This is a genomic window from Psychromonas sp. KJ10-10 (assembly GCF_047323245.1).
GTDB lineage: Bacteria > Pseudomonadota > Gammaproteobacteria > Enterobacterales > Psychromonadaceae > Psychromonas.
Map to the genome: position 1 here is coordinate 2,876,607 of NZ_CP178826.1, position 12,581 is coordinate 2,889,187.

General features: G+C 37.2%; 15 protein-coding genes. 5 read left to right on the forward strand and 10 right to left on the reverse strand.

Annotated elements, in window-relative coordinates:
* Nucleotides 1–245: 245 nt before the first annotated feature.
* From ACLKMH_RS16580 to arsB, 3 genes are all read left to right on the forward strand, one after another.
* Nucleotides 246–872, forward strand: coding sequence for a regulatory protein RecX (locus ACLKMH_RS16580; protein ID WP_413699133.1), 627 nt, complete (start codon nt 246–248; stop codon nt 870–872).
* Between the two features lie 40 nt (nt 873–912).
* Entirely contained in the window at nt 913–2,319 is a 1,407-nt protein-coding gene (gene radA / locus ACLKMH_RS16585; protein WP_413699134.1) for a DNA repair protein RadA, read from the forward strand.
* Between the two features lie 93 nt (nt 2,320–2,412).
* Nucleotides 2,413–3,435, forward strand: coding sequence for an ACR3 family arsenite efflux transporter (arsB, locus tag ACLKMH_RS16590; protein ID WP_413699135.1), 1,023 nt, complete (start codon nt 2,413–2,415; stop codon nt 3,433–3,435).
* Between the two features lie 55 nt (nt 3,436–3,490).
* Here the strand turns inward: arsB and ACLKMH_RS16595 are convergent, their stop codons facing one another.
* From ACLKMH_RS16595 to ACLKMH_RS16615, 5 genes are all read right to left on the reverse strand, one after another.
* The gene (locus ACLKMH_RS16595; RefSeq protein WP_413699136.1) at nt 3,491–5,560 is read right to left on the reverse strand and encodes an EAL domain-containing protein; all 2,070 of its coding nucleotides are present in this window, start codon (nt 5,558–5,560) and stop codon (nt 3,491–3,493) included.
* Nucleotides 5,561–5,747: 187 nt separating this feature from the next.
* On the reverse strand, nt 5,748–5,975 hold the full coding sequence (locus ACLKMH_RS16600; RefSeq protein ID WP_413699137.1) for a GAF domain-containing protein: 228 nt from the start codon (nt 5,973–5,975) through the stop codon (nt 5,748–5,750).
* Complete coding sequence (locus ACLKMH_RS16605) at nt 5,972–6,943, reverse strand: PAS domain-containing protein (protein ID WP_413699138.1); 972 nt, start codon at nt 6,941–6,943, stop codon at nt 5,972–5,974. The genes ACLKMH_RS16600 and ACLKMH_RS16605 overlap by 4 nt, the downstream gene beginning before the upstream one ends.
* A 313-nt stretch (nt 6,944–7,256) precedes the next feature.
* Nucleotides 7,257–7,694 (reverse strand): thioredoxin TrxC, encoded by a 438-nt coding sequence (gene trxC / locus ACLKMH_RS16610; protein WP_413699139.1) that lies wholly within the window; start codon nt 7,692–7,694, stop codon nt 7,257–7,259.
* Nucleotides 7,695–7,708: 14 nt separating this feature from the next.
* Nucleotides 7,709–9,145: a PLP-dependent aminotransferase family protein gene (locus tag ACLKMH_RS16615; protein WP_413699140.1), complete on the reverse strand. Its 1,437-nt coding sequence runs from the start codon at nt 9,143–9,145 to the stop codon at nt 7,709–7,711.
* A gap of 197 nt (nt 9,146–9,342) precedes the next feature.
* Here ACLKMH_RS16615 and ACLKMH_RS16620 point away from each other — a divergent pair, with 197 nt between their 5' ends.
* Both ACLKMH_RS16620 and ACLKMH_RS16625 read left to right on the forward strand, forming a co-directional pair.
* The gene (locus tag ACLKMH_RS16620) at nt 9,343–9,531 is read left to right on the forward strand and encodes a hypothetical protein (protein ID WP_413699141.1); all 189 of its coding nucleotides are present in this window, start codon (nt 9,343–9,345) and stop codon (nt 9,529–9,531) included.
* A 1-nt stretch (nt 9,532) separates the two neighbouring features.
* Nucleotides 9,533–10,147: a LysE family translocator gene (locus tag ACLKMH_RS16625; RefSeq protein WP_413699142.1), complete on the forward strand. Its 615-nt coding sequence runs from the start codon at nt 9,533–9,535 to the stop codon at nt 10,145–10,147.
* A 5-nt stretch (nt 10,148–10,152) separates the two neighbouring features.
* Here ACLKMH_RS16625 and ACLKMH_RS16630 read toward each other — a convergent pair whose 3' ends face one another.
* The 5 genes from ACLKMH_RS16630 to ACLKMH_RS16650 all read right to left on the reverse strand — a co-directional run bounded on the left by ACLKMH_RS16630 (nt 10,153) and on the right by ACLKMH_RS16650 (nt 12,544).
* Nucleotides 10,153–10,401, reverse strand: coding sequence for a hypothetical protein (locus tag ACLKMH_RS16630; RefSeq protein ID WP_413699143.1), 249 nt, complete (start codon nt 10,399–10,401; stop codon nt 10,153–10,155).
* Entirely contained in the window at nt 10,391–10,528 is a 138-nt protein-coding gene (locus tag ACLKMH_RS16635) for a hypothetical protein (RefSeq protein ID WP_413699144.1), read from the reverse strand. Before ACLKMH_RS16635 ends, ACLKMH_RS16630 begins: the two co-directional genes overlap by 11 nt.
* A complete protein-coding gene (locus tag ACLKMH_RS16640) occupies nt 10,525–11,028 on the reverse strand; it encodes a DNA polymerase domain-containing protein (protein ID WP_413699145.1) in 504 nt (167 codons plus the stop codon). Before ACLKMH_RS16640 ends, ACLKMH_RS16635 begins: the two co-directional genes overlap by 4 nt.
* An 8-nt stretch (nt 11,029–11,036) precedes the next feature.
* Nucleotides 11,037–12,164 carry a 3'-5' exonuclease gene (locus ACLKMH_RS16645; protein ID WP_413699146.1) on the reverse strand — a complete coding sequence of 376 codons (1,128 nt, stop codon included), beginning with the start codon at nt 12,162–12,164 and terminating at the stop codon, nt 11,037–11,039.
* A gap of 68 nt (nt 12,165–12,232) precedes the next feature.
* A complete protein-coding gene (locus ACLKMH_RS16650) occupies nt 12,233–12,544 on the reverse strand; it encodes a hypothetical protein (protein WP_413699147.1) in 312 nt (103 codons plus the stop codon).
* Nucleotides 12,545–12,581 lie beyond the last annotated feature (37 nt).

Here is a 12,581-nt window from a genome sequence, read left to right on the forward strand (position 1 = left end):
AATAACCCATTAAATCTGTAACAAATCCCTCTATATTCAATTTATTGCCACTTTCTTATTAAAATCGAATAAGCAACATAAACAATGCAATATATGAACCAAAAATTTCTTTATATTGATACTCCCAATAAACACCTTGTATTGAGAGTTATTTTTTAAAAATATTCTTTCACTTCAAGCTTTTTGCGCGAACATAGCCGTTGTTTTACGTTACTATTATGTTTTTAATCATGATAGCGAAGAATGTGTTTAATAAACCGATAAAACCAGCAAATGATATTGAAGGGTTAAAACGCTCTGCCTTTTGGCATTTAGCACGACGAGATCACAGCGAACATGAATTACGCCTTAAATTAGCACGTAAAACCGATAATCAGCAATGGATTGATAGTGTTATTAACGAGTGTTATGAGTTTAACTATCTTAATGATAATAGGTTTTGTGGATCTTTTATCCGTAACGCGCAAAATAAAGGTCACGGTATAAATCGAATACAAAGAGACTTACAATTGAAAGGTATTAACAATGCCATTAGTGAGCCACACTTTTCTAATGATAAATTTAATTATATCGACAGCGCAACTGAGCAGTTACAACGACGCTATCATCAGCGTATCGAAAATGCCCTTTTGAAACAAAAAGCAATGGTTTTTTTACAGAGCAGAGGCCATACCTTCGAGCACATTTTTGAAGCAATTGAAAATCATAATTGCCATTTTCCCCTAGAAGAATATGATGCAGTTGCTGAAGCATTATCATTATTACAAAAGAAATTTTATCTAAAAATTGAAGATAAAAAACAACAAGATAAAGCAAAACGTTTTTTAATATCAAAGGGCTATTCCTTCAATGATTGCAATGTCTGCAATTAAACAATTTAATTCACAATTAACTGATTAAAAGAGTATTTTCATGGCTAAAGCAAAAACTAAAATCGCCTATGTATGTAGTGAATGTGGTGCAGACTTTAAAAAATGGCAAGGTCAATGCAGTGAATGTAAAGCCTGGAATACCATTACAGAATTCCGAGAGCCCACTAGCACAACAAAATCTGTGAATGATGCCATTAATCGAAGCAAAGGTGGTTACGCTGGGCCAAGTGTCGGTGTACAACGCATAAATCAAGTCAAAATAGAAAATGCAACACGCGTTTCAACCGGCCTTTCCGAGTTAGACCGAGTACTTGGTGGAGGCATTACTCTTGGCTCAGTGGTACTTATCAGTGGCGACCCTGGTTCAGGTAAAACAACCATGTTAACTAAAGTTGCTCAGGTGATGTCACAAACAATGAATACCCTTTATGTGACGGCCGAGGAAAGCTTAAGTCAGTGGAGCAAGCGTGGTATAGAGCGCTTAAAGTTAAATTTTAATGAAAATAATTTCATGTTATCTGATACCGATTGTATAGAAGATATTGTTGATCAGTGTATCGAAAATGAGATTCGCTTCTTAATTGCCGATTCTATCCAAGCTTTTGAATCAAATTCTGTTGAAGGTTCTGCCGGCGGTGTTACTCAGGTTAAAACCTGTGCAAAGATTTTAAACCGGTTATGTAAGCAACATGGGATCACCTTAATTTTAGTGGGACAAGTTAATAAAAACTCACAGATGGCAGGCCCGCAAACCCTTAAACATATTATCGACACTGCCATTCATATTGAAGTAAACGATGCCTCAGTGCGTATTTTACGTGCCGATAAAAATCGTTTTGGAGATACTGAACAAGTTGGCATATTCCAAATGACAGAATTTGGTATGCGCTCAGTTGATAACCCAAGTCGGTTATTTTTATCAAGTAGCGAAGAACACTTCGAAGGCTCTGCTATCACGGTGATAAAAGATGGCTCTCGTAATCTACTAATTGAAATTCAAGCCTTAGCGACGGAAGTTGAAGGTGAAAAGTCTATCCGTAACTGTATTGGTGTTTCCTATAGCCGTTTATCACTGATCACAGCTGTTCTTAAAAAGCACGGCGGTATTCCAACCTACTACGATATTAATATCAGTTTGGTGGGTGGATTAAAAATGGCCGATTCGGAAACATCCACGGATATGGCTGTGATGGCGGCCCTTCTCAGCTCCATTAATTCGAAACCTTTACCTGTCGGTGCAGTGTTCATTGGTGAAGTTGCATTAACGGGTGAATTGCGTCAAGTACCACAAATTGTGCCCCGTGTTCGTGAAGCATTAAGCCATGGAAAAAACATTATTTTCATCCCTAAGGTCGCTTATCATAAATCTATGGAGCAGTTTGTTAAAGCAGGACAAAGTATTCAGCCCCTTAATAATATTAAAGCATTAATAGAAGCACTCAATTAGCATTTCTATCATTGTGATAAATCTTAATAAATTAATATGCAATTAAACACATATATGATTTAATGCATATACATGTTTTTTAAGGATTAAATGATGGGAATTTTTGAACGGTATTTATCGGTTTGGGTCGGCTTAAGCATTGCATTAGGTGTCGTATTGGGTTTATGGCAACCTAATGTATTTCAAATAATCGCTAATCTCGAAATAGCACATGTCAACATAGTTGTTGCTGTGTTTATTTGGGTCATGATTTACCCAATGATGGTACAAATTGACTTTAGTGCAATTAAAGATGTGAGTAAAAACCCTAAGGGATTATTGTTAACCGTTGTAATTAATTGGTTGATTAAACCTTTTACTATGGTCGCCTTAGGTTGGTTGTTTTTTAACTTCCTTTTTGCTGACTTCGTTGACCCCACTTCTGCCCAGGAATATATCGCTGGAATGATATTATTAGGTGTTGCGCCTTGTACTGCAATGGTTTTTGTATGGTCGCAATTAACTAAAGGTGATCCTAACTATACCTTGGTTCAGGTTTCTGTAAATAATGTCATCATGATCTTTGCCTTCGCTCCTATTTCTGCTTTTTTATTAGGTGTGAGTGATATTCAAGTGCCTTGGGAAACTTTAATTATTTCAGTGCTACTGTATGTTTTATTACCACTCGTTGCAGGCATTTTGACGCGAAATGCTTTAAATAATAATCAAGGTAAGTTAAAAATTAATGATTTATTAGCGTCTTTGAAACCTTGGTCAATTGTCGGTTTATTAGCAACAGTTGTTTTATTATTTGGTTTTCAAGCAGAAACCATAATCGAAGATCCCAAAACCATTGGTTTAATTGCGATTCCCTTAATGATTCAAACCTATGGTATTTTTATCGTCGCTTATTTGCTCGCGAAGTGGTTAAAGCTGTCACATAAAATAGCGGCACCGGCCTGTTTAATTGGTACTTCAAATTTCTTTGAGTTAGCTGTTGCAGTTGCTATTTCATTATTTGGGCTAAATTCTGGTGCGGCCTTAGCAACAGTGGTTGGTGTACTGGTTGAAGTACCAGTGATGTTATCACTAGTGTATTTTGTTAATAAAACTGAAGCTTGGTTTGTCAAACAATAACCAAGCCAGAAATATTGTGTAAATTACTATGGGTAATATTGAGGGGGCCTTAATATTACCTATCTGATACTGCGACCCATTCTTCACTAGGTTTCCATTGTTTTATCCAAGGTGGAATATCATCGGCCGGCATAGGTTTTGCAATGCCATAGCCCTGAGCCAAATCGCAACCTAACTTTAATAAAGCTGTACCATGATCTATGGTTTCAACACCTTCAGCAATAACCTCTCGTTTGAAAGATTTTGCTAAGGCGATTACCCCTTCTACAATCGCAAAGTCATCTGCATCTAATAACATATCGCGCACAAAGCTTTGATCTATTTTAATTAAGTTAGCAGGTAAACGTCTTAAATATGTAAGTGATGAGTAACCCGTCCCGAAATCATCTAATGCAAAGTTTACCCCTAGTGCCATACAATCATTCATTATTTTTGAAGCATGATAAACATCATCTAAGGCGCTTGTTTCTAGTACCTCTAACTCCAAAAAGTGTGGCTCAACTTCAGGGTGTGTCGCTAATAATAATGCTAATTTATCACTAAAGTCTGTTTGCTGTAATTGCACAGTCGCAATGTTAACACTGATATAAGCAGAGCTATCCATGCCCATCTCACGCCACTGACTGATTTGTGTCAACGCGCTATCAATAACCCATTCACCCAATTCAATGATCATTGGATTATTTTCAATAATAGGTAAAAATTCGATCGGGCTTAACAAGCCTCTTTCTGGATGTTGCCAACGAATAAGGGCCTCAGATCCTGTTACTTTACCTGTTCGCATATTAACCTTGGGTTGATAATAAAGCACAAATTGCTGATTATCTAAGGCGACTCTAATCGCATCAAGACTTTCACGCTGAGTTTTGACTGCATCATCTTGAGCCGTATCAAAGAAGTGATAACGATTCTTGCCTGACTCCTTTGCAACATACATAGCTTGATCTGCGTGGCGCATTAGTTGGTCTGTGTCGACATGATCTTGAGGGTAAAGTGTCACACCAATACTCACGGATACATTTAAAACAATACCATCAATAGTAATCGATTCTGAGGCAACCGATAAAAAACGCTCTAATACTGGTTCACATTCTTCAACAGTTGATAATCCAGTCAAAACTGCAACAAATTCGTCTCCTCCGATACGGGCTAAACTATCCCCTTTGCGTAATACTTTTTTCATGCGACCAGCTATTGCGACTAATAATTGGTCTCCCATATTATGCCCATAGGTATCATTAACGGCTTTAAAGCCATCAAGATCTAGAAACACAACTGCTAATGAATTTCCAATGCGACGACATTGCAACATTGCTTGAGAAAGTCGATCAGATAGTAATACGCGATTGGGTAAGTTAGTTAATATATCGTAATGAGCAATTCGCTCTAATTGATCTTGATGCTCTTTTAATCGGGTAATATCATTGCCCAAAGCAACATAATGTGTTGTATTACCTTGTTCATCAAATACGGCACTAACGGTCTTTATTTCTGCATAAAGTTCGCCATTCTTGTGACGGTTCCATACTTCTCCTGTCCAATATCCATCTGCTAATAGAGTTTTCCACATTTCTTTATAAAACTCAGGTGAATGCTTGCCTGATTTCAAAATTCGCGTATTTTGGCCAATTGCTTCTTCAATACTATAACCAGTCGTTGTTGAAAATATTTCATTCACATCAATTATCACACCAGCTGTATCTGTAATGATAATACTCTCACGTGCATGTGAAAATACACTGGCCGCTAATTGAAGTTTTTGTTCAGCAATCTTTCGATCAGTGATATCCGTATGAGTACCACTCATTCTTAATGCATTTCCTTGATTATCACGTTTCATGACATTAGCTTGATCATGTATCCAACGAATTTTATTGTCTTTAGTTAACATACGATACTCAAGACTATGTGATTTTGAGCGACCTTCAAGCACATCATTTATTGACTTCCATGCTTTATCTCTATCTTCAGGGTGAACAAAATCCGCCCACTGATTAGTTGTTTGTTGTATTTCCTGATAAGAGTAACCAAGCATAGTTGCCCAACGTTCATTCCTTTCAACTTTACTGGTTGCAATATTCCAATCCCAAAAACCAAGCTCAGCACCATCAAGTACAAGTTGCATCTGTTCACCACTTGCTTTTAAAGCCAAGTTAGCTTGATTCTTTTCAATGGCAATGCTTGCTAAACTGGCAACCTGCTCAATTAACCTAATATTAGCGACAGAAGGTTGATTAATATTACGATGATAAATTGCAAATGTGCCTAAAACAGCCCCCCGGTAGAGCGTATCGGCTCAGACCAGCAGGCACCTAATTCTGCTCGTGCGACCAGAGGTAAGTAGGAACCCAATAGGGATCATTTTCAATGTCAGTGACAATAACACGCTCATTGGTGTAAGCGACTGTGCCACAGGAGCCCACCCCTATACCAATTTCGATACCATTAATTGTATCATTAAAAAAATCAGGGAGACTTGGAGCCGCCCCTGTTAATAGGCATTTACCGCTTTCATCTAAGAGTAAAATGCTACACATCATCCCCGAGTTTGCTTTTTCAACCCCTCTACAATCGCCTTTAGAATCGCTTTTAAATCTTCATTTCCGGCAATTAATTCTAAAACATAGGAACGCCATTTTTCATAAAATTCCGCTTCTTTACGAAGAGAAATATTTTCAATGCATGACCATGTATAAACTTCATCATCCGCCCCAACAACAGATACTCCATTTAACAAAACAGGCACTTGATGTCCGTCTTTGTGGATATATGTTTTCTCATAGGGCCCATAGCGCCCTTTTTCTTTTAATAACTTTAATTGTAAAGCTTCTTCTTCTTTGAAGCGTTGCGGCGTGATATCCCAAAAGGAAAGTTGATTTAGCTCTTCCGCTGAATAACCGATAATATCCAAATAAGCTTGATTAAATTCTAATAAGTTTCCTTTATCGTCATTCAAAACCATGCCAATTAATGCCGTCTCAAACATGGCTCGATATTTATTTTCTGTCTCATGCAGTTTGTCAGTCGCATTTTTCTGTTCACTAATATCCTGAACAAAGCCATAAATCTTATCTAACTTGCCATGCTTATCTAATGCGACACGGCCTCGACAGTTTATCCAGCTTTCTTTGAGATCACAGGGACGAGTAATTTTACATTGAAAGGCATGTTCTTCTCCGCAGGAAAAGCTATTTTCGATTGATGCTTTATAGGCTAAAAAATCTTCATAGCTAACAAGAGTAGAAAAGAGTTCTAAGCCTGCATTAGATTCATTAGGCAATCCAAATATTCGAAACAGTTCATTAGACCAATATGTTTTTCCGTCAGCATGGATTTCCCAACTACCTATGCGAGCATACTGTTGAATATCACGTAAATAGGATTCATTATTTAGTAATGTTTTTGCAGACTTTTTTCTGTCATTCACATCTTTGATCAGGTAGTAGACCCACCCTGAAAGTAATAACAATAAGGTTATAACTGATAATTCGATAAAATATGTAAACAAGTCCCCTCCGGCCTTATTGAGGTCAAGGTAGGCTTACCTTAAAATAAAAAATGAATAAATAGAAAAATACTTTGCAATTAATAGTCACTTAAATCAATTAGCATTAATCCTAGTACATCACAGCGTAATTTCACTAAAATAATAATAAATCTTTAATAGGACTAACATCATAAAACTGAGCAAAGAAAGTACAATTTGGGAGGAGAGCGATGCCATTGATAGCATCATTTGTCAGAGCAAAAGCCAGACAGCATCGCGATATAATAAGAAAAATTAAAAAAGTTGGATCATTTTATTTTAAAAACTAACTCATTTATTTTGTTAATGCTTGAGCAAGCCAAAGTTTCAATTCAGCTTTAGGAAGAGGCCCATTAAGTTGATCAATAACTTTCCCCTGTCTAAACACTAGCAGTGTAGGGATACTGCGGACATTATATAACATGCTTAATTGTTGATATTCTTGAGTATCAACTTTCATGAAACGTACCGCTTCATGTTGTTTTGACTCTTCATAAAAAATAGGCTCAAAATTAGTACAAGGGGTACACCAAGGAGCCCAAAAGTCTACTACCACAGGCTGTTCTCCTGAAATAATTGCACTAAAATTATCAGGCGTTCCTTCAATTGGAGCCCCCTGTAGCAGATCCTTTTTACAACGACCGCAGGTCGGTGATGCATCTAAGCGATCTTTAGGTAAACGATTCATCGATAAACAATGTGGGCAACGGGTATTGATCATAGTCATTGTCATTTCTCGCTCTGTTATTAATTGATTATTTTAAATTCACTAAAAGGTACTTGTTGATTTATATAAAAAGCTAGCTGGCAAATACCCTGCTCTCGTTGAATATTTGTTTGTTCACTAAAATTAAGACGCATACAACTCCGATATTTACCCGTTGCTGAAAATAATGGGCCAGTCGCAATGCTCACACCACCCTGTTTACACTGTGCGACTAACTTTATCGTGTCGTACTCTTTGTTTAATTCAACCCACAATATATAGCCCCCCTGCGGAAAACTAATACGGGTATCAGCCGGAAAAAAACGCTTTATACAGGTGATCAAATGCTCTCGACCTTGTTTATAAAGCAACCTTAGTCTGCGAGTATGCTTATTGTATAAACCTGATTTTATAAAATCAGCAATAGCCAATTGTGGTAATGCTGGACACATTGAACTACTCACATACTTAATATGGGTTACTTTATCACGATAACGCCCCGGTGCAATCCACCCAACTCTAATTCCTGGGGCAACAGTTTTCGAAAATGAGTCGCAGAGCAATACTCTGCCATCTTCATCAAAGGATTTAATAGTTTTTGGTCTTGGCGACTGATAACTAATATCCCCATAAATATCATCTTCAATAATGCTGATATCATAACTCTGTGCTAATTGATAAAGTCGCTTTTTATTAGCTTCAGACATGGTATAACCCATAGGATTATTGCAAGTTGGTGTCACCAAAATACTTTTTATAGGCCATTTTTCAAGTGCTAATTCTAATGCTTCTATGCTTAATCCACTCTCAGCATTAGTGGGTATTTCAATTGCTTTTAAATTAGCCGCTTTAATTGCTTGCATTGCGCCATAGAAACCAGGTGATTCAACGGCAACAATATCACCCGGCTGGGTAACCGCTCTCAGACACACTGATATTGCTTCTTGGCAACCTGATGTGACCACCAAATCATCTGGGTGTAGGGCACAACCTGAGTTAGTCATTAACAGTGCAATTTGTTCACGTAACACCACGGAACCTGTGATATCACCATAAGGCAAGCTTAAATCAACTTGATGGCGCATTAATTCAGTCATTTTTTTAAGTAAAGGCTTGATAGTTGCTTCGGTCATATTTGGCATTGCATGTTGTAACTGTATCGTATCAACATTCTGTTTGCTTAAAAGCACTTCAAGCACCTCTTGCCACTGGGAAACATCAATAGGACGTTGAGCAGGACGTGAGGTTTTAGGTCGAGCAGGAATAATTGTTTTTACTGAGACAAAATAACCAGATTTAGGGCGCGCTTCAATTAAACGCTCCATCTCTAAACGATGATAAGCTTGTTGTACCGTTGAGATACTAACACTATATTGTGCGGTTAATTGGCGAATAGAAGGTAACTTTTCGCCAGCGACAAACAACCCCGCATTAATATTTTCTCGTAAATCATTGGCAACTTTGTCATATAATTTCATTGCTAACCCGCCTAATATGTATTTATTTTGCAATACTACTTAAAATAAATGAAAATTTACCATACAGATTTCTATAATAAATACCATACAACATAAAAACCATCCATCTGTATCTTAAATATAAAATATTTTTGAGTCTGTATTGAAAAGTAGGATTATTTAAAATGACACTCCTTAGCAATAATAGGAGATATATCATGGAAATAATCAAACGTTTACGTCATCTGCATAGACAATATCAAACACGACAACAACTTAAAAAGTTACCTATTTACTTATTTCAAGATATTGCCTTAACTGAAGTAATGATTAGAAAACAAACACACAAAAATAAAATTTTTCCTTTCTTAGTTTTTGCTTTACGCTATCTCATCAAAGGAGCTTAAAATGGACATATCACTATTTATCGCAATTTCATTGTTTGCTTTTGTTATGTCAGTAACACCAGGACCCAATAATGTCATGTTATTAGCCTCTGGCGCACAATTTGGCTACCGAAAAACCTTACCGCATATTTTTGGAATTATTATTGGTGTCGCACTTTTATTGTTATCAATCCTACTCGGATTAGGCTTTATTTTTGAGCTTTTTCCTACCCTTAACGATGTTTTAAAAGTGCTTGGTAGTGCTTATTTATTTTGGCTGGCTTGGAAAATAGCAACAGCATCAACTCAATTAGGCTCAAAAGAAACCCTAAATACAGCCATAACAGCGCAACCCCAGACAATATTTCAAGTCGCTTTATTTCAGTTTGTGAATCCAAAAGCTTGGGCGATGGCAATTGGCAGTATCAGTAGTTTTACCTTATCGGGAGAGAAGTACATTGAATCTGGCTTAAGTATTATGTTGTGCTTTGCAGTTATGGGGTTTATTGCCATCAGCTTATGGACTTACCTTGGTGTTGCCATTGCTCGGGTTCTAACAACCTACAAACGCCAAAAGCTTTTCAATTACACAATGGCTTCTATGACAGTGGCAACTTTATTCTTTATTTTAAGATGAGAATTTTAAAATAAGGGTATTTGCTCTGAGACCAGCTTTTCAAAATCATTATCAATCTCTAAAAATGGCAAAATAGCATCGGAAATAGGTTTTAATTGCTTATCGATGTAATGCTGATAATCAATACTAGAATGACAATATTCTAGTGGTTCAGGCCCATTAAGTGTTATTAAATAGGCAATACGTCCCTGTCGTTGATATCGCAGTGGGCGTCCTAACTTTTTGTTTTGATCATCAGCAAGTCTAGCGAGCACGAACCTGTGGGGGGATATTTTTGACATAAGCATTTAAGGGTCTGCGTAAACGTTTATGGTAAACCAACTGTTCATCAAACTGACCTGCTTTAAGTTGCTTAACCGTATCAATAATAAATTGTGTCACGCTTTGTTGGCTAAACACTTTTTCAAATAAGGTTTGTTGAAACTCCTCGCTAGTTCAGTCCAGTCACTGCGCACACTTTCCAAGCCTTTAAATACAATCTCATGACCCTGCGAGGTTTCTTTTAATCCCGCATAACGCTTTTTAGATCCTGAATCAGACCCTCTGAGAGTGGGCATGAAAAAGTGCTTAAAACAGGTTTCATATTCAATTTCTAATAAAGAAGGCAAATCAAATTCTGCTGAAATTTTCTGTTGCCAATGTTGGTTAATCTGTTCTTCTAGCATTTTTCCCTTTGTATTTGCCTCTTCTAATGATTGGCAATTTTTTAACCAGACAAAGGTAGAATCAGTATCACCATAGATAACATCAAAGCCAAGTTGTTCGATAAAAGTCCCCGTTTCCATCATAATTTCATGACCACGAAGGGTAATAGAACTCGCCAAGCGAGTATCATGAAAACGACAACCAGCGGAGCCCAATACACCATACATGCTGTTCATAATAATTTTTATTGCATGAGAGAATGGTTGATTTTTAGCTTTTTTGCTTCCTCTCGTGCGGCGCTTAAGTGATCTAAAATTTTAGGTAAGTGGTGTTTTTCTCTGCTAAAACGGGCACCTCTAAAACCTTCAATAGTATTTTCTTTAGGCTCTTTTAAGCCCTCAATCATACCTAATGGGTCTATTTTAAAAGTGCGGATAATCGAAGGATATAGACTTTTGAAATCAAGTACTAATACCCAATCATAGAGACCCGGCTTAGAATCCATTACAAATCCACCAGGGGAATGTTGCGCTTCGATATCTCCAATATTTGGTGCAATATAACCGCTACGATGTAATAAGGGTAAATATAAATTAGTGAAAGCGACAACGGAAGCGCCTCGACGATCTAGTGCTAATCCGGTTAATGTTGCTCTTTGCACCGCATATTCTATTAACTGCGCATGTTTAAAAATACGTTCGACTAATAGACAATCCTGCAGATTATAGGCGACTAAAGCGACTGGAGTGTTTTCATATTGTCGCTTTATTTCAAGGCCCTTATCAACAAACACACTGTTTTCTTTGGTGATTAATTTGCCCTCTGAAAATAATTCCTGACTGACATTTTCCAAACTAAAACTATCAAAATACCAACTACTATTTTTAAGCTGTTCGATACCATCTAAGGCAACTCGGCCATTAAGTATTAAGGTACCATGATCATTTGATTCTTGATGTGAATACCAATGTAACCCTTTATTATCTCTGCCAAGGCATAATTTAAAATGATATAACTTGGCACGTTGTGCTAATAACCGCATATCAAAATTCACCACAGCCCAGCCAATAATAATATCGGGGTCATGCCTTTTAAACCAAGCCTGAAGAGCAACCAACAAACTTAATTCATCTTTAACCCAAATAATGTTTACTTGCTCTGAGGGTTGAGCCTCCCCCACCATAATGACACAATTATTCGCTTCATTTTCACAGGTTAAACCGACACTATATAAATCCTGTTGAGGGCTACACTCAATATCTAGGGAGACGGATGTAAGACTTATATCCGTTGTGCAAGGGCTCAATTTAGGGTTGAAGCAGTAATAATGTTGACCTTTTTTGAATATTCCCTGTAATACGTAACGCCCCATAGATAAAACGTTGCATTAAGTAACGATCGCTCAACCTGATATCTGTTTCATAACTTGCAATAGCTTGCTCAGCAAGAGGTTGTTGCAAAAAGGCGTGAATCTGCAGTCGTTAAGCTATATATAGCAACCACGGGTTGTTGATTAAAATTGCTAAGGGAAAGAGGACGAATTTCATGTATCGTCAAATTTAGCGACTGCCAAAGTGTTTGAGCTTTGCTTAAGTCATCCTGTTTAATCAAAAAAACGGCTGTTTGACCAGTGATTACTATTTCACAGGCGCCCATTTCCCCTTTTACCCACAAGGTCAGCTCAATACCAGAAGCAGTATCACGTTGTTGACGTGACAATATAAGACCATCAAATTGTGTTATCTGTTGCATATTTTCTCGATTTTTGTACCTAGAGCAAGTTTAGCAC